We start from the raw sequence: 17,674 nt of genomic DNA, 5'->3' as shown, positions 1-17,674 counted from the left end.
GAGTACGCGAACATCTCCACCACGCTCATCAGGATGGTGATGGATTTCACCAAAGCAGCCGTGTCGCCTCTGGAAGGGCGCGTGAAGCACCTTAAGCTGCTGGCCGAGGCACGGAAGAATCTCAGCAGGTAGGTTTAAAAGCCACTCACAATTTCATCCAACGTCTCTTCGATTTTGCACGCTTTCAGATGAACCACTCGGTACAAGTCATCAGTATATTTTGTTTCAGGAAACACCCACAGTATCGTCTTCACGCTGTCGAGCAGGGCAATCTCGTTCACCTCAGTACGAGGAGGTCCAGGAGAAAGCGTGAATGCGAATGCCGACATTGGTGGTGGAAGTCCGTAGCTGGGGGGAGCAGGCGGGGGGAGTGGCAGTTTCCTCTTAAACACTGCGAACTTTTTCCCTTGGAATTGGCCGACAAAAATAAGGCCAAGGACCTCTATATTGTCTCTGATGGGCGAACGCTCCCATTCGATGAGATTCTCTCGCGTTGCCTCAAGAAGTTTCTTTACGGCTTGTTCAGCCTTGTCTGTTATGCTCATAGGGCGGGTCTAGCCTTCCTTTCTTTCTGCTGATCTTTGAGTTGCTCATGCAAATCAACAATGCAGTTCCAGCCATTGTTAACGTGATCTTTGTCAATTGAGAGCGGCTCGAACACCAGCCATAACCTCAGGGGATTGCGTCGCGGAGTGATCGCAGAATACAGTTTTTTGCTGGCAGCTTTTATCGAAGGAGTTCCGACATCCATAAGAGTCCTGAGTTTTGGTTTCAATGCTGCTGCTGACTCGCGAACGTCCTTTTCGTTAAAGGACGCTGAGGAGAGGAAGTCGCCCCAAAGTTCACGAGCCGTGGCAACTGAATTCAGGAACTCAGTTAACCGGACGCCCAGCCTATAATCGTTACGTAGCTGCCACACTTTCCATCCAACCCAAAGGTTTACGCCCGTACCGATCATTGATACGACGCCTACGAATATTCGCCAATGGTCGGGTTCTAGAAGCCAAGTGAAAACTGCCATTTGGAATAATGCAAAGACCCTTCAAGGTTTCCCTTTGGCGGGCGTGTTTGTGGGCTGCAACCCACAAAACTGTACTGAATGGTTCAAAGAATCAGCGTCGGGATGTTGGCATAAGGAGCCGCTGCCGCAACTTGTCATTTGCGGCACCGACATCCGTCCGTCTGCATATCGAACGCTTCTTCCTGTGAACCAACGGCACCGCTGACGCCGTGGTAGCTCGACCCTGAAAGCGGAGGCCCGAATCCTGCCGTCAAGAAAGCGGGCGTTCAGTATGATCTGGAAAGGGAGACCGATGAAGAACCATAATGAACCGGCACCGACACCTCATAGGTGGACTTTACATTGATTGTTTGTAGTTATTAGAGGGTGGTTCAGATCAACTATGGAGCCTTAAATTGGCCGCCTACCCCACCAGCTTCAGCGTCCGCTTTGCCAGTGCACTCTGAAACGCGGTATCGACGATCTGCTGGCCGATGCGGGAGATGTCGAGGCGGAGCGGGCCGATGAGCGGTGCGCCGGTTTCGAGGTGGTGGATGACGTGCTCGACGGGGTTGCGGTTCGGCGCGAGGACGGGATCGACCGGCACGTTGAAGCCTGCGGGCTTGGCGCGGGTTTGGACGCGGACAGTCGGCTCGTAGTCGTAGCAGGAAATGGTGCCGTCGGTGCCTTTGAGGACGAAGCCGCACTTCGGCTGCGGCTGGAAGGTCCAGGGATCGGTAAAAGTGCCCCAGCGGGTCTCGCTTTTGCTCAAACCGAAGCTGTAGCGGATGACGGCCACGGCGTGTTCATCGACCTCCAGTCCGGCGGGTTCGTCCCAGACGCCGGTGACTTCGAGCGGGGCCTTGCCGCCGAGGTGCCAGGTGCCGAGCGTGGTGCCGTAGCCCATGTAGTCGAGCAGAGATCCCCCGCCCTGCGCCTGGCTGTAAAACCAGCTCGCGGCCTTGTCGGCGGCGCTGGGCTCCTTTTCGATCTTGTCAGCGCCATGGTACAGCGGGCCGCGATTGCCGCCGTGGTGGTGAAATTCGCGCACCTCGCCGATGACGCCTTCCCGGATCAAGCGATGCGCCGTCTGCTGCCCAGCATCCCAGACGAGCGGCCAGTTCACGGTGAGCAGCTTGCCGTGCGGTTGCATGGCGGCGATCATCGCATCTGCCTCGGCCAGCGATCCGGCAAAGGGTTTCTCCATGATAATGTGCGTGCCAAACGGGGCGATCTTTGCCACCCACTCACCATGCTTCGAGGCTGCCGGGCACAGGATGACGATGTCCGGCTGCGTCTGCTCCATGCAGGCCCGGTAATCCGTGAACACCTGCGTCGCACTGAGGCCAAAATTCCGCGCGGCGCTCACCATGCGCTCCGGCTGCTCATCGCAAATACCGACGATCTCAGCGTTCGGATGCTCCGAGGTCTGCCGCAGCAGATCGCCCATGTGAAAGTGATCGAAATTGATGCCCGCGATGCGCCATAGTTTGCTCATAAGGCGCGCATCGAAGCCGAGACGCCGCTGAATGACAATCTGATTTTGACCCCGGCCAGTCGGAATGAGCCGACCTGGGGCAACTCCAGCATTGCACTTCAAAGTCCGACCTTGGTATCCTGCCATTAATCCCCGCTAACCAAACCAGCACACCTCAATGAACGCCAAACACACCATCATCACCGTCTTCGCCGCTTTTGCGGTGGTATCGGCCACGGATTACCTGATCCACCAAGTCATCCTGAAAGCCGACTACCTGGCCACGAAGAGCCTCTGGCGCTCGCCCGCAGAAATGAAGCTGCTCTTCAACTGGATACTGGTTGCTGAGTTGATGGCTGCCGCCGGTCTGACCGTTGTCTGGGTCAATGCCTTCGCTGCCACGGCGAGACCCGCCGACGCCTTCAGGTTTGGCCTCTTCGCCGGTCTGCTCGCCTCCGCGTATGCGCCCATGTTTCATGCCGTGATGCCGATCCCCGGACTGCTGTGCGTGAAATGGGTCATCTTCGGTGTGCTGCAATGCATCCTCGTCAGCTTCGTGCTCTATGAGCTTGCACGCCCCCGCCAAAGCGGTGTGATCAGGCGTTGATTTCTTTGCGGGAGACAGCAGCAAGCCCGCGCTTGCCTGCTGTCTCCGGCTCGATTTCATCCACGCATGGCCGCCAATGAAATCCGCGACACACCCGGCCGCCTGCTGCTCGGCTGGGCGGTGCTCATGACTGCGTTAGTCATTCTCGCCTGGCGCATCCACCTCCACCCGGCCGACTACGAGTGGACGGAATACCCCACCGCCCTCGGCGACACGAACTACTACACCGCCCTCGGCAAAGAGGACCGCTACGAGCCGAACCTGCGCTTCACGGGCCAGGACAAAGGTGCTTATCGTCGTGCGACTGATCCCGTCGAGTTCGACGACGCCACGATGCTCAAACTCGCGCTTGATGTGACGGGCGGGCACCTCGTTTACCAGCGTGCGGAGGATTTCGGCAATGCCAGGGCTTCCGTGTATTTAAAGAGTGGCGAGAACCGCTACATCGAGTTCGGTGCGCGGAAGTTTTATCCGCCGTACGAGCCGAAGATTGCGCCTTGAAAGGCATCCTTGGTGCGCACCGAGAATGCGCTTGGCACCCCCGCAAATCTCCCTTTACTCCGCGCCCTCCCGAACCTCTCCCCGCCACACATGCCCATCGCTCGCGCCCTGCTTTCTGTTTCCGACAAATCCGGCCTCCTCGACTTCGCCAAGGGCCTGGCGGCGCTCGGAGTGGAGATTCTGTCCACTGGCGGCACGGCCAAGCATCTCAAGGATGGCGGTTTGAAGGTCACCGACGTCTCCGAGCACACCGGTTTCCCTGAAATGTTCGATGGTCGCGTCAAAACGCTGCACCCCAAGGTCCACGGCGGACTCCTCCAGCGCCGCGACAACGACGAGGACAAGCGCAACGCCAAGAAGCACGACATCCCGGTCATCGACCTTGTCATCGTCAATCTTTACCCCTTTGAGCAGACCGTCGCCAAAAAGGACGTGACGCTCGAAGAAGCCATCGAGAACATCGACATCGGCGGTCCTTCCATGCTGCGTTCGGCGGCCAAAAACCACCGCTGGGTCACCGTCGTTTGCGATCCGTCCGATTACGCTGCCGTGCTGGCCGAAATGAAAGAAAACGCCGGCGACACCACCCTCGCCACGCGCGAACGTCTCGCCTGCAAAGTCTTCCACCGTACCGGCAGCTATGACGCTGCCATCGCCAGCTTCCTGAACAAGGAGCAGACTACGCAGAAGACCTTCAACCTCTCCCTGCCCCTCTACGCCGAGCTGCGTTACGGCGACAACCCGCACCAGAAGACCTCCCTCTACGGCAATTTCGGCGACTACTTCGTCAAACTGCACGGCAAAGACCTCAGCTACACCAACGTCCTCGACATCCACGCCGCCGCCGAGATCGCCCTCGAATTCCGCCGCCCCACCGTCGCCATCCTCAAGCACACCAATCCCTGCGGCGTCGGCTGTGCGGATGAAGATCTGCGCGAAGCCTGGCAGAAGGCCTTCGAGACCGACAAGCAGGCTCCGTTTGGCGGTGTCATTGTCATCAACCGCAGCATGACGCTCGGCCTCGCCCGCATCATCTCCGAGATCTTCACGGATGTCATCATCGCCCCCGACTTCGATGCCGATGCCCGCGCCCTGTTGCAGAAGAAAAAGAACCTGCGCCTCATTCAGATGCTCCCCGGCGTGGCCGAAGCTCTCGCCGAACCGATCGTTCGCTCCGCTCCTGGCGGCGTGATGGTCATGGATAGCGACTTCCGTGCGCTGGGCCTCGACGATCTCGAAACGAAAGTGAAGACCGTCCGTCCGCCGACCCGCGACGAACTCGAAGCCATGCGCTTCGGCTGGCGCGTCGTGAAGCACGTCAAATCCAACGCCATCGTCTTCGCCACACATGATCGCACCCTCGCCATCGGCGCCGGCCAGATGAGCCGCGTCGATTCCTGCCGCATCGCCATTTGGAAGGCCAAAGAAGCTGGACTCAGCCTCAAAGGCAGTATCGTCGCCTCCGACGCCATGTTCCCCTTCCCCGACGGTCTCATCGCCGCCGCCGAAGCCGGGGCCACCGCCGCCATCCAGCCCGGCGGCTCCGTCAAAGACGCCGAAGTCATCGCCGCCGCCGATGAACGCAAGCTCGCCATGGTCTTCACCGGCGTGCGGCACTTCCTGCACTAGGAGCGCAGACACGGAGAGTCGCTTCGCTCCGGGGACATGGAGATCATCCCCAAGCCTCCTGCTCTACCCATCTCCAAGTCTGGTTCATCCGGGAGGTGAGTGCGGTGAATTGTGAAAGCATCGGCCTGAAGGGCTGAAGGATTCCAGCCCAGGGCGAAAGCCCTGGGAAAACGTGAAGCCAGCCAGCTCAAGGTCATGGCGCTCTGAAAGAGCGCAGGAGAGCTGTCGCAGCCGTTCCTGCGCTCTTTGAGAGCGCGGCCTGCGGGGCATGAGGTCCATTGATCGCCGACCCAGGGCGGCACTCGCCAAGGCTCCTTTGCCCTGGGCTGGGTTCCTGCGCGCCGTTGGCGCGGTCTGTCGCGTTTGCTTGAGTGCACGAACTTCCCGGATGCCTCCCAAGTCTTCTCTTTTTAAGCCAGACACCGGCGGAAAAAATCCACCGTCAAACCCAGCGCTTGCCGCGCCAGTTCGGCATCGTAGCGCAGGCCCTCATCGCGGAGGAAGGCATGAGCGGCGTTAAACTCATGCCACGTGAAGTTCACTCCGGCAGCGGTGAGCGTTTGATAAATCAACGCGCGGCCCTCGGCAGGTACATGGGGATCTTGGCGGCCAAAGACCATCATCAGCTCGCCGGTAATCTCCGCCGCACGCGCCAGCGAGTCATCGTTCATGCCAGCACCGAGGCTGCGCTTGTGCAAATCGGTCGGGTAAAAGCACGCCGCAGCCGCCACGTCGGTTTGCAACGCGGCGCGATAGGTCAGATGCCCGCCGATGCAGGGGCCAAAGGAACCGAGGCGGCCCGTGCAGTCCGCGTGCGTCTTTAAATAGTCCAGCACCGCGCGATTGTCCGCGTCATAGGCCGCCACCGGCTTTTCTGTCTTCAACCGATTGCCCGTGTCCGAGCCCGCCTGATCATAACCCAGCACCGTTCCAGCCGGTAGATACTCATGGTAGATCTCCGGCAAAGCCACGATGAAGCCGTGCCCCGCCAGTGCCGCCGCCGTGCGGCAGATGGGTGCCGTGAGTTGAAAAATCTCCGAGTGAAACAGCAGCCCCGGAAACCGACCTGCCGTCGCAGGCCGCAGCACCATCGTGCGCATGGGACCGGACGGCGTGGCGAGTTCAACGATTTCAGGTTCGCGCAGAGTCATGGCAGGATGGGTTCAAAAGGAAACGAGCGGCAAGCACCGCGCCCCATGCTATAGCACGCCGCTCCAAGTCTCCAAGTCTCCAAGTCTCCAAGTCTCCCAGTCTCCCAGTCTCCTTGCCTCCCAGTCTTTCTTCCCCCCATGAGCCGCTATGCCAGCAATCAGGAAGTCGTGCGCTTCTTCGCCGCCCACGGCATTGAAGTCACCCAGGTGCGCCGCGAGGGCGGGCTGCGCCATCTCCGCGTCCACGACCTACCCCTCACCCTGCCCATGCCCGCCAGTGCGGATGAATGCCTGCGCCTCGTCCGCGAGTGCCTCGCCCGCACCGCCGTTCCCCCTCCATCAAGCGGTCAGTAGCCGGTGCTCGGTCCAACCGCCCCCGTTCCGGGTCAGCATCCTCGTCCGGCGACTCGTTCTCGTCCTCGATCCAGTCATTCGTGTTCGTCATGGTGGCTGGCGTAGCGGCTCATGTCAGCAGCAAGGTGAGGCACTTGCAAAACCTCGGCTTCAGAGTTCCGGCCTGCCATTTTTTACCCCTCATCTTTTACCAGAGGCCTTGGGCGTTGGCCGGTTGGGCAGGATTCAGATGGTAAAAGATGGTGGGTAAAAGGTGGCCAAGCAGGGGTTTTGCAAGTGGCTCAGGTGACAGATTAAAAGTCGCCGCCACCGCCGAAGTCGCCACCACCACCTGAGTCACCACCGCCGAAGCTGCTGCTGGAATCATCGCCAAAACTGCCACCGGAACTGGAGTAGTCCGTGTCGGTGCCCGAGAAGCCGGCGTCAGGGTTCGTGGCGTCGGTGTGTTCCGTGCTGGCGGCGGCGGAGCTGTGCGAACTGAAAAATTGATCGTACATCCACATCCCGGCCGCAGCGCCAAACATGCTGCCCATCATGTTTTGCATGAAGCCGCCGCCACCATACGCAGGCTGGCCCGCGCCACCAGCGCCACCCCCGCCGCCGGACATGGCACGGAACAGGCCGCGAATGAGACTGAACCCCAGCCAGATCAGCAGCACGATGCCAATCGTGTACAGCCATGAAGTGCCGCCCTGCTGCAGGGCATGCGCTTTGGCACCAAGCGGTGCCGCTCCGCCGTTGCGGTGCGCGGTCATGGTCGTGGCGATGAAATTCACCGCATCAATCAGTGCGTCATCAGGCTTTTTCTGCCGCAGTTGTTCCAGCATGCGCTGCACCAGCGTCGCACGATCCGTCAGCGTGAACGCCTGCCGCTGGGTCTCCGTGCCGACGACGACCTGCAAGTGCGCGGGCTGTTTGACGAGCAGGATGAGGACGCCGTTCACCTGCTTGGCGCGGGCGAGCTGTTCCGCCCACTGCGAAAAACCCCGGTTGGTGGCGGCCTTGTCTGGCTGGAGCACCGTGGACTTCATGTCATCAGGCACTGCCGCGAAGGTTTGCACCACGATGTCCTTATGCAGCCGGGTGGCGACGTCTTTGATCGAGCCCGTGGCGTTCACCTTGGCAAACTCGGAAAAGAAGGTGCCATCATCCTGGATGCCCCCGGCGGCGCCAGCACCGGCGGTGCCCAGCAGCAGCGTGACCGCGAGCGCGGGAAGGAATAAACGGCGGGTCAATGGGTTCATGGTGGGGGGAACGTTCAGGCTGAGCATGCGCCATGGATACGTGCGGCGTATCCACGAAGCACGTTCGTTTTTTAGTCACCCCGCATTTCAGTTCAAGGATGATGCAGGCGCAACGCCCCCCCACTCATCCATCTGCCTCTCGCACCTCTCAACGGGACAGTTCGCAGAGACTCTTGCAAAACCTCGGCTTCAGAGTTCCGGCCTGCCATTTTTTACCCCGCATCTTTTACCAGATGCCTTGGGCGTTGGACGGCTGGGCAGGATACAGATGGTAAAAGATGGTGGGTAAAGCCATCCATGGCTGAATGCCTAGGAGCGCAGAAAAAATGAAGCGGCAATGCATTGAGAATGAATCATTCAAGCAACGCGGAGTGCTGGCACCAAAAAAGATTCTTGTAGGATTTGACCGATCCAGTTAAAAACGCCGCCGATGAAGCTTCCCGCATTCACGGCCTCCCCGCCCGCCTGCATCGCTATGCGCCCGCCTGCAACGCTGTGCGTAGCACTGCGGGCAGGAAGCATTGCGGGCACGGCTCCACGGCTCCATAGCGGCGCACCCGCACAGACCGGCAGGGTATCTATGACCCGTTGCACCATTCCCGGGAATGATTCTGCGATACGTTGCAGTGATCGCGCGGTGCGCTGGAGTCATTCCACGGCACCGCGCAGTGATTCCGCGATACCGTGGAATGACTCCACGGTGCCGTACCTTCATCGCTCGGTGCGTAGCAGCCCTGATTTGCAGTCCCATGGACGCCTCCACGGTGCCGTGCAGCCATTCTGCGGTATCGCGCAGTCATTCCACGGTATCGCGCAGTCATTCTGCGGTATCGCGCAATCGTCCCACGGTGCCGTACCAGGGCTGAAATGTGCGCATTTGCCACTTCCACGGCACATTTCGAGCCTCCAACGCACCTTTCTGCCCTCATTTGCATATGCAGCCGCTCCGACTCGATGCCGTGAATCCATTTACCGGGAAGATCTTCACGCTGGACGACAGAAACCTCAAACTCGTCAACGGCATCGGCATGTACCTGGAGCCTTCGGATCCCGACTTCGTGCCCTATCCCGGTCAATTTCTTCCTGCACCAACCCAGAAAACCAAAAAACACACCATGCCTAAATCAGACTTCATGCCCACCGACGACCATGGCAAAGCCAGCCTGTTCGTTCTCTTCCGTGACAACGTCGGCCAGCACCTGACCACGCTTGGCATCGCCGCCAATGATGCCGACATCGTGCAGCAGGCTGCGGATGCCACGCGCTTCCGCGCCATCGTGGACTTCTGCGGCAACATGCAGAATGCCGCGCAGGGCTGGACTGCCGAGAAAAACTACGAGCGCGACGGCGGCGACTCCGCTCCTGCCGGCCAGACCGTGCCAGAGCTGCCCGCTGGCTTCCCCGTTGCGGTGCCCGCCGGCATCGTGCGGCGCTTCCGTGATCTGGTGAAGCGCCTCAAGGCCATCAAGAACTACACGCCCCCCATCGGCCAGGCCCTCGGCATCGAAGGCACCGTGCAGGCCGGGCCGGACCTGGCGATCATCCAGGCCATCATCGCGCTCTCCATCATCGGCAACGCCGTGCTCATCAGTTGGGGCTGGCAGGGCTTCAGCGCCTTCCTGGATATGCTGGAACTCCAGGTGGACCGTGGCGACGGCAAAGGCTTCGTCTTCCTGACCTACGACACCACGCCGAACTACACCGACACCACTCCGCTGCCCGCCACGCCGACGAAGTGGAAATACCGCGCCATCTACCGCGTGGGGGATGCACAGGTGGGCCAGTGGAGCAACACGGTGGAGATCACCGTCGGCGGCTAACCCACCACCGGTGATCCTACTTGTCCTCCTCCTACTCGTCCTCGATCCAGCAGCTCCGCGCCGCACCCCTCACGCCATTCCGAGGACGAGTTCGAGTAGGAGGACGAGGACGAGGACGAAAGCCAAGCATGAAGCACCAAGAACCAAGAACCCAAAACCAAGATTATGAAAACGCCCTCTCCTCTCATCCGAGTCTTAGCGCTGTGCTGCGGCGTTGGTCTGGCACCCGTGCCACTTTGGTCCAGTGATACGAGCGTCCCATTGTCTTTTAACGGGACTCCTACGACCTCTCTGGAGGTTGACGGTTATTCCTATTCATGGCAAGAAGCGACTGAAGATACAGATTACCGCACGGACACCTATTTCAGCAGTGCCCTAAGTTATGCGGTGACGGTGACGACTCTGCTGAATTCTCCCAGTTTGGCTCTGGTCAGTGGTCAAGGTGCTGCAGGTGCGGTGGATGGGCACTGGCGCGATGGGAGCTACACGAAGAACCACATACGAACTCAAACCTGGACGGACAGTTACAACACGAGAGACTACACGGTGAATTTGGCAACGGGTGCCATCAGTTGGAATGATTACTCGTATTCTTACTCTTCCTATTATGGCGGAGCGTCCCTCTCTGGCGGATACACTTCTGAATCGTGGAGTGACTCAGGGGGCGGCGCAGGCGGTTCCTGGACAGATTCGAAGACCTGGAACAACAGCAGCAGCGGCGCTTCCATCAGCTTGTTTGGTAACATGTACAATTGGCAGTCCGGCAGCGGTTCGTTATACCAATACGATACAACGGCTTACCCGGGTATGGAGGACGATTATGGCTCTGGCTCGGACACCTACTCGCATTCAGATGGCACGCTGAGCGTTTCCTATGGGTATGACAATGTGGCAGACACGCGGAGCACGACGGTCAGCGGTACGGACACTTATTTGGGGAGTTTTTCCGCTACGGCTAACACCATCAACCCGGATCTTTCAGCGATCATCTGGGTGTTTGATCCACGCACGGCACCCGCCTTTGCGCCGCCGCAGTTGTGGGTGAATGGCTACCTGCTGCAGTGGCAGTCTGGAACGGTGAATAATGCAGGCACGGTGACGGATGTGTATTCGGGTGGTCCTGCGGCCAGCCCATTGAGCCTGACCATCTCGGGGCAGATCGGGCCTTTTAAACGGGACTACAATCAAACGGCGTCCATCAAAATTCAAGGGACCGACGTTGGCACGATCTACAACAATGGAAGCACCGCGGTCACGGGCTGGGTGGTCACAACTTCAGCAGGGAGTACGTCCACACAGCCTTACTTCCTGCCGGAGCAGATGACACTCTGGGTGGATGGCACGCCGTATGCCTACAAGGAGGGTTTCTACGACAGCTATGGCAACCATGTGGATGTGTATGAGAATACCAGTGTCGGCGTGCTGCACCTGGCAGGAACAACGGCAGGCACCGCCTTTGTGGTGGGGAATAGCGCCACGTTTTTCATTTCCGGCACGCTGATTAATAACACGTTCACGGTTCCAGGCTGTGCCATTTCAAAAGTCGAGACTTTCGGATCAGCTGCTTTTTGGGTGCGTGGGGAGTTTTTTGTGCGCGAGTCTGCGGAGTCCAACACTTTCACCTCTGCAGGTAATGGTTCCTTGACGGTGGCTGCTGGGGGTGCGCCGGGAGAGATCAGTATCTCGGGCTACACGTCGGGGGGTGCCATCGCCTTCAGTGGCACCACGGTGAGCAACGTGAAGGGGGTCTTCTTACTGAATAATAATGCGGGAGGGGCACCACTGCCTGCCGTGGCCTCGGAGGCCAATGGCTCGCTGCACCTCGCGGCGGGTGGGCCGTCCAATCCGGCCTGGCCGCTGGCGGTTTCCGTGGGTGGGGTGCCGTTTGATCACCTGGGCACGGCGGCGGATGACGGCGCCCCCGATTCGTCAGCGGTCTATTACGGGCACATGACCGAGGCCGGTGGCCTCACTCGGTTGCTGAAAATCCGCCTGGGTGGCGGGGCTGGACCGGCCACAGTGACCTGCACGGACTACGCGGCGGGCACCACCACCGTGACTTCCACCGTTGGCACCTATCTGCCAGGGGCAAAATTATTCCAGACCAGCACACCGACGAGTGGCTTCCCCTCCGTCCATGCCACGCTGGCAGGTCAGGACCAATATGTGCGGGATCTGCTATCGGCTACGGACCGGCCAGGCCTGCCGCCGAGCTTCATCATCCGTGGGCAGCCATGGTGGTTTGCCGGGATGGGCACGGGTAGCAGCAGCGACGTGGCGACCTATTTGGGTTATTATGAAGGCCAGAGCATGCTGCTAGGGGCACCCATCGCCATGCCGGACGGCAGCATGGCGCGGCAGGTGACGCTGACGGACCCGGTGCAGAATGCGCTCAATGGCCTGACCGGTGCTGCCTTGACGACGGCCACCCAGGGCACGCTGAGCGATCTGCGCCGCAGCGTGCGCCTGCGGGATGGCACCGTGGTGCTCTCCGGCAATGAAGCGGGCCAGCAGGTGGCGGTGGCGCATGCCGATGATTTCAAGCTGCACACCATCGCCTCTGACGTGGACATCATTGGCAACAACCTGTCGTTTGGGCTGCTGCAAGGCGACGCGAGTCTGGCGGGTGCGCTGCTCAACTTTACGGATCTGAACGGCACCGCCACGCTGCACAACACGCTGAGCCGTGAGCAGGCCGAGTGGGTGTGGCAGCACGCGGCGACGAGTTCGGCACAGAGTTCGCTGAAGGTGATGAAGCTGGATAAGAACCACCTGCTTCAGCTTTATCCCAAAACCGGCGGTGATGGCACTGCTTCGATTTCGCTGAATTCTAGTGGGAACAGTGTTTTTGAAAATCCAATTTTGATCCCTGAATCGGGGGACATCAGCATGGGCGTGTTTCGTTCAGGACCGGCTCCGACGGTGCCTTAAACTGGTAGAGAGCCAACTATCAGGCACTCAAAAACGAACCACTCTTATCACTCTATAGCCCTCCATGAATACGATGGAACTCCAAATACAAAGGCATATTCGAAAAGCAGTGCCTCATACGGTGAAGCGTATTGGCTACCTAATCGCCGCTGGCTTCTCACTTCTTGGAGCTGTGGCCCACTCCCAACAACCTGCATGGTGGACCGAACGCGGAGTCCTAAAACAAGGCACGGATGTGACAGCTAGTGACTACGCGGCAGCCAACCAAGGACAGCTCAAAAACCTCGCCCGTGCAGCGCGGGACGAAATGCTTGCAAAAAAGGTGATCGACTACGACCACCCGATAGATCGGATGGTCGCAAAATGGGAGCAGCCATTCACACCTTCAGGCGACTACGCAGCATTGAACTTGGGCCAGCTTAAAGCCGTGGCTATGAAGTTCCATTCTCGCTTAGCGCAAGTTGGTCAAGGTGCCACAGGCATCTACCCATGGACAAGCAGTAGCCAGGCAGCAAAAGACCATGCTGTGGCCAATCTGGGCCAGCTCAAAAACATGTTCGCCTTCACGGTTCCAGATTACACCGTAGATGCCGATGGCGATTTTTTACCAGACCTCTGGGAAATGGCAAAATTCGGGTCTTTGGATGTGATCAGCTCAAGAGATGACGACGATGATAGTGATGGGCTGAGCAACTATGAAGAATGGCTGCACGGTACCCACGCTCGTTCAAAAGACACGGATGGAGACGGTGTGTACGACGCAGAGGAAATTGAGCATGGAAACGACCCAACTAATGATCAAGACGCTGAAAAAACACCCCTGATCATACGGTTACAAGTCCTCCAAAGGTTTGCTCATTACAACAGCGAAAGACCAGAAGCAACGATATGGGCGTCCTCTAACAGAGAAGCGGGGTCTGATGAAATCTCTTTTTCAGAAGCATGGGACAGAACAAGCTATCCAGGACAAGTCCCATTTAACGGCGGAACGGCTTTATTATTAAGCGAGTACTGGCCACTATCATATGAAAACTGGGTAATGTTGCCTTTCGAGTCAACAAATGCCACCCCAAGTATGCATATAGTCGCTGGAGTAAGTAGCTATAGCGATACGATTCCATCCTTTCCAGATGACATCGATATAACGGTTACTTCCCAATTAGATTGCCGGATATATCTCGAAGCAAACAAAGTAGTAGAGGAAGAACATTCGATGCACTTTCTGAAAGTTTCAGCTTCATCATTGGCAGGTTACCCAGGTCACGACCCTGTGAACAATGATCCATTGCGTGTCGATGAAATTGAACCAGTGACGTTCACAATACGCCCCGGACAAAGAAAAAGCGAAATGAAAGACTATTCAGCCAGCGGAGGACAGCATGCCATTGTCGGCCTCCTCCCGGTGGAGTTTAAGGAGCATGAATCAGAGAGCGGATTTGATAACTTCCCTCGTCACGCGGACCATTATAACAAACTCGAACGCCCTTGGTTGATGGTGCCTGGGGATGGTGATCGTCCGGCCAAGACCGATCTTTACGGGGCTGGGACTACAAAGCTCAAACTCGAAGTCAAGAATGGCACTCAGATCATCACTCCGCAGGAAACTGGCACGTCCGATCCGTTGGAGGTTACCATCCAAGACGGCGGACAGAACGACAAAGCGTACGTTGAGGTGGAAAAGGCAAGGATGCTTGACGTGGCATCTTACAACAAACGGACTCTCAATGTCGCCGTTTGGGCGGTCACAATGAAGAATGATGATCAAGAAACGAACATCAAAATGGAAAATGGCAAGCCCAATACGGTCTGTGTTCGAGCGAAAAAGAATATCCTCTTCACCACTAAGCAGGGAGACGATGTCGCTGACCCGATCGCGAAGACCATAACCACCGGTCTTGATGGTATCTGCCAAACCACCGCCGACAGCCACGATGAACAACTCATACGACTGAATCAAGGAGAGCCATGGGCCACCATCATTGAGCCTGGGCAGAATGGTTTCCTGAACACCAAGCCCGATGGGGATGACAAAATCTCGGGTCAGACGCTGACAACCGGCGAGGACGGTAAACGCCAGACACCCAAACCAACGCCTCAGGTTGCACCGCAGAATGTGCCTTCAGCAGAGCAACTCCAAGCATATCTCAACAAGGTGTATGGAAACCAAATGAATGTGTTTTTTGATGTCACGCTCACCCCGGTTGAAATCGCCTACGATCGCGTGCCTGGAGAAAACGACTTGACTGGTGGTTCTACGCCTGCGGTGCCGATGCATCCACCAAGCATGGGCGTTAACAATGCGTTCGACTTCTTTTACACAGACGAACCCAGCGGCGAGGAAGTTGCTGTCTTCACAACGGCGTTCAACCCTGCGAAAAATATTAATGTGTATTTGTTCGGCACCCCCATCAATAAGTTTAGCCGAGCGACAGGCAAACTTGATGCATTACCACTGCAAGGGTTTCAAAGGTCTTTGGGGGACTACGATACCGTTGCCGGATATGAACTCTGTTATGTTTCAGCCCAGAGCATTGACATGGAAAAAGTCATGTGGACTGTTGCTCATGAGATCGGCCACACCGGTGGGTTGATACATCCGCGACATGGCTCGCGTGATAATATATTGCGCCCCGGCATCCCGCTGGCAACCCCCGAACTTGATGAAAGGCGCACGATGTATGGCATTCCTTTCCCGTCCATCAACAGTGCCACCGGCCGCATGCATTCGCTGTTCATCAAGGATGAATGCGCGGCCTTCAGAAAGGAATGGAAATTTTAACGTGAAACCAATGACATCACTACTCATCATGATCGCTGTCTTTGCACACGGCGGGCTGGCTGTGTCTCAGACTGTGCCAAGTGAGACTGACATTTTGAGAGAGGGTGCGAAGGGAAACGTGGAGATACTCGAACTGGCGCGCAAGATGCCTGTAGAAGAAGCTGACAGCATGCTTCGAGAGGCGGAAAGACGATTTGATACGAGCCAGCCAGAGGTGGCGAAAGCTGCTCATCGGCTGCTGGGCGAGCTGCCAGGCATGGCAGAGTATTATGAACGAAGTCTGGCAGAGCTTCCGCTTCTGCATGAGAACACCGGCGAGCGGAGAGCTTGGCTTTCTGTACTGGCAAGCATTCCGAAGCGCTGGGCTTTGGAATTGCTGGCGAAACAGCTCGATGACAAGCGGCCTTTGACCAGCAAGTACAGCGAGGCCGAACTACAGATGATTTTCGAGCAGACAGGAAAACGTTCAGCTACCAATGCGCTAATGGCGGAAGGAACGCTGGCCAGAAGATATGCAGACAAGATTCCTTTGCCGAACATGCCTTGGTACAAGAGTTACAAGGAGGAAGACCTCCTCAAAGTGAAACAATGGTGGGAAGCTCACAAAAACGAGCACGACGGCTACTTCTTCGATGTCACGACGTGGGGGGCTGATGTGTCACCTTCCTTACAGGTCCGCAATCAGCAGCCTACCCAAGCGGAACAAATTGCACCCGAAGCAATGCCAACTCCAACCACACCCAGCGAAGAACCACCTTCATCACCGCCTTGGAGCATCATCGTGGTGTTGATCGTGGCGGCAACTGGCCTGCTGTGGCTGCTGCTCAAGCGGCGTTCGTGAGCGTGGGGCGAATGGTAAGGAAAAGATGCCAAAAAAGATGCCAGGCATTATGTGGAAAAGATGCCATGGAAAAGATGCCAGGCATTATGTGAGCATCTGCAAACGCTAAGCCGCTGATTTTCAATGCTTCCGAGTCGCCCGCAGCCATGCGGCATTTGGTGCGGGAAATGCCTGGCAAATAGTGCGTTCAACACGGCCAGCGGCGGCGTCATCGCCCTCACGCAGAACGGCGCGGTGCTGGCGGCCTGCCCTGCCAATGCGGACGGCACTCATGTGCTCTGCGGTACCGCGCCGCAGGACTTTCCGCCGGCGGTGCGGGTGTTCGATGCCGTTTGGAATTTCCTCGGCGTGGCGGCGGATGACAGCACGGGTGCGGCAGGAGCTGCCGCCGCCTACTATGGCAACACCCGCGTCGTCCCAGGCAGCGGCGAGCCGCATCAGCTGCTCAAAATTCGGGTGGAAAACACGGCGGCGGTCACCGTCACGCTGACCAACTACAGCAGCGCTGCCAGCACGGCGGGCAGCTACCAGCCCGCGACACGGCTGTTCCAGACGGTCCACGGCGCTACCGACGCCCTGCCGATGCCCGTCATCGGCGTGGACCCCACCAACGGGAGCGACGCCATCTGGATGCTGCATGCGGCCGGGCTGCCCGACTCCTTTCTGGTGCGCGGCGAACCCTGGCGCTTTGCCGGGATGAACAACGGCGTGGCCACCTACCAGGGCTTCTACAACGGGCAGCAGATGAGCCTGCGCACGACCGACGGCCTGGTGACGCTGACGGACCCGGTGCAGAATGCGCTCAATGGCCTGACCGGTGCTGCCTTGACGACGGCGACCCAGGGCACGCTGAGCGATCTGCGCCGCAGCGTGCGCCTGCGGGACGGCACGCTGGTGCTCTCCGGCAATGAGGCGGGCCAGCAGGTGGCAGTGGCGCATGCCGATGATTTCAATCTGCACACCATCGCCTCTGACGTGGACATCATTGGCAACAACCTGTCGTTTGGGCTGCTGCAGAATGATGCCAGTCTGGCGGGTGCGCTGCTCAACTTTACGGATCTGAACGGCACCGCCACGCTGCACAGCATCCTGAGCCGCCCGCAGGCGCAGTGGGGCTGGTGGAAGGCAGAGGGGGTGGACGGGGACACACTACGCCCGGTGATGTGGCTGGGCAGCGATCATCGCCTGAACCTCTACAAGGCGGGCAGCTACGCCGCGCCGGCCATCGTGCTGGACCCGGCGGGTACGAGTTCGTTCAAGGGGCCGGTGCGGGTTCCGCAGAGCGGGGACATCCCGATGGGCATCTACCAGGAGGGTGATCCCCCCTGAGTTCAAGGACC

The 17,674-nt window shown here is 58.4% G+C and carries 14 protein-coding genes; 9 read left to right on the top strand and 5 right to left on the bottom strand.

Annotation, left to right across the window (positions count from 1 at the left end; translation table 11 throughout):
- Positions 1–134: 134 nt before the first annotated feature.
- The 3 genes from ACKVY0_RS29505 to ACKVY0_RS29495 form a co-directional block, all read right to left on the bottom strand.
- Positions 135–545, bottom strand: a complete 411-nt coding sequence (locus tag ACKVY0_RS29505) for a hypothetical protein (RefSeq protein ID WP_409218474.1) — start codon at positions 543–545, stop codon at positions 135–137.
- A complete protein-coding gene (locus tag ACKVY0_RS29500; protein ID WP_409218473.1) occupies positions 542–1,021 on the bottom strand; it encodes a hypothetical protein in 480 nt (159 codons plus the stop codon). Before ACKVY0_RS29500 ends, ACKVY0_RS29505 begins: the two co-directional genes overlap by 4 nt.
- A gap of 403 nt (positions 1,022–1,424) precedes the next feature.
- Positions 1,425–2,498, bottom strand: coding sequence for a Gfo/Idh/MocA family protein (locus ACKVY0_RS29495; protein ID WP_409218472.1), 1,074 nt, complete (start codon positions 2,496–2,498; stop codon positions 1,425–1,427).
- 157 nt (positions 2,499–2,655) lie between these two features.
- Here ACKVY0_RS29495 and ACKVY0_RS29490 point away from each other — a divergent pair, with 157 nt between their 5' ends.
- The 3 genes from ACKVY0_RS29490 (at position 2,656) to purH (ending at position 5,214) form a co-directional block, all read left to right on the top strand.
- On the top strand, positions 2,656–3,084 hold the full coding sequence (locus ACKVY0_RS29490) for a hypothetical protein (protein WP_409218471.1): 429 nt from the start codon (positions 2,656–2,658) through the stop codon (positions 3,082–3,084).
- Between the two features lie 66 nt (positions 3,085–3,150).
- Positions 3,151–3,585 carry a hypothetical protein gene (locus ACKVY0_RS29485; protein ID WP_409218470.1) on the top strand — a complete coding sequence of 145 codons (435 nt, stop codon included), beginning with the start codon at positions 3,151–3,153 and terminating at the stop codon, positions 3,583–3,585.
- A 90-nt stretch (positions 3,586–3,675) separates the two neighbouring features.
- A complete protein-coding gene (purH, locus tag ACKVY0_RS29480; protein WP_409218469.1) occupies positions 3,676–5,214 on the top strand; it encodes a bifunctional phosphoribosylaminoimidazolecarboxamide formyltransferase/IMP cyclohydrolase in 1,539 nt (512 codons plus the stop codon).
- A gap of 410 nt (positions 5,215–5,624) precedes the next feature.
- Here the strand turns inward: purH and ACKVY0_RS29475 are convergent, their stop codons facing one another.
- The gene (locus ACKVY0_RS29475; RefSeq protein ID WP_409218468.1) at positions 5,625–6,365 is read right to left on the bottom strand and encodes a dienelactone hydrolase family protein; all 741 of its coding nucleotides are present in this window, start codon (positions 6,363–6,365) and stop codon (positions 5,625–5,627) included.
- A 138-nt stretch (positions 6,366–6,503) separates the two neighbouring features.
- Between ACKVY0_RS29475 and ACKVY0_RS29470 the strand changes: the two genes are divergently transcribed.
- Positions 6,504–6,719, top strand: a complete 216-nt coding sequence (locus ACKVY0_RS29470; RefSeq protein ID WP_409218467.1) for a hypothetical protein — start codon at positions 6,504–6,506, stop codon at positions 6,717–6,719.
- Positions 6,720–7,012: 293 nt separating this feature from the next.
- Here the strand turns inward: ACKVY0_RS29470 and ACKVY0_RS29465 are convergent, their stop codons facing one another.
- Entirely contained in the window at positions 7,013–7,963 is a 951-nt protein-coding gene (locus ACKVY0_RS29465; protein ID WP_409218466.1) for a hypothetical protein, read from the bottom strand.
- A gap of 935 nt (positions 7,964–8,898) precedes the next feature.
- On the opposite strand from ACKVY0_RS29465, the gene ACKVY0_RS29460 reads away from it, so the two are divergent.
- The 5 genes from ACKVY0_RS29460 to ACKVY0_RS29440 all read left to right on the top strand — a co-directional run bounded on the left by ACKVY0_RS29460 (position 8,899) and on the right by ACKVY0_RS29440 (position 17,663).
- Positions 8,899–9,783, top strand: coding sequence for a hypothetical protein (locus ACKVY0_RS29460; protein ID WP_409218465.1), 885 nt, complete (start codon positions 8,899–8,901; stop codon positions 9,781–9,783).
- A 744-nt stretch (positions 9,784–10,527) separates the two neighbouring features.
- On the top strand, positions 10,528–12,714 hold the full coding sequence (locus tag ACKVY0_RS29455; RefSeq protein WP_409218464.1) for a hypothetical protein: 2,187 nt from the start codon (positions 10,528–10,530) through the stop codon (positions 12,712–12,714).
- A gap of 64 nt (positions 12,715–12,778) precedes the next feature.
- Positions 12,779–15,493: a thrombospondin type 3 repeat-containing protein gene (locus tag ACKVY0_RS29450; protein WP_409218463.1), complete on the top strand. Its 2,715-nt coding sequence runs from the start codon at positions 12,779–12,781 to the stop codon at positions 15,491–15,493.
- A gap of 10 nt (positions 15,494–15,503) precedes the next feature.
- Positions 15,504–16,334 (top strand): hypothetical protein, encoded by an 831-nt coding sequence (locus tag ACKVY0_RS29445; protein WP_409218462.1) that lies wholly within the window; start codon positions 15,504–15,506, stop codon positions 16,332–16,334.
- A gap of 123 nt (positions 16,335–16,457) precedes the next feature.
- Positions 16,458–17,663 (top strand): hypothetical protein, encoded by a 1,206-nt coding sequence (locus tag ACKVY0_RS29440; RefSeq protein ID WP_409218461.1) that lies wholly within the window; start codon positions 16,458–16,460, stop codon positions 17,661–17,663.
- Positions 17,664–17,674 lie beyond the last annotated feature (11 nt).

The sequence above is a fragment of the Prosthecobacter sp. genome (assembly GCF_046154365.1).
GTDB lineage: Bacteria > Verrucomicrobiota > Verrucomicrobiia > Verrucomicrobiales > Verrucomicrobiaceae > Prosthecobacter.
Note: the sequence above shows the minus strand (reverse complement) of the source record. Positions and strands in the feature narration are given on the sequence as shown.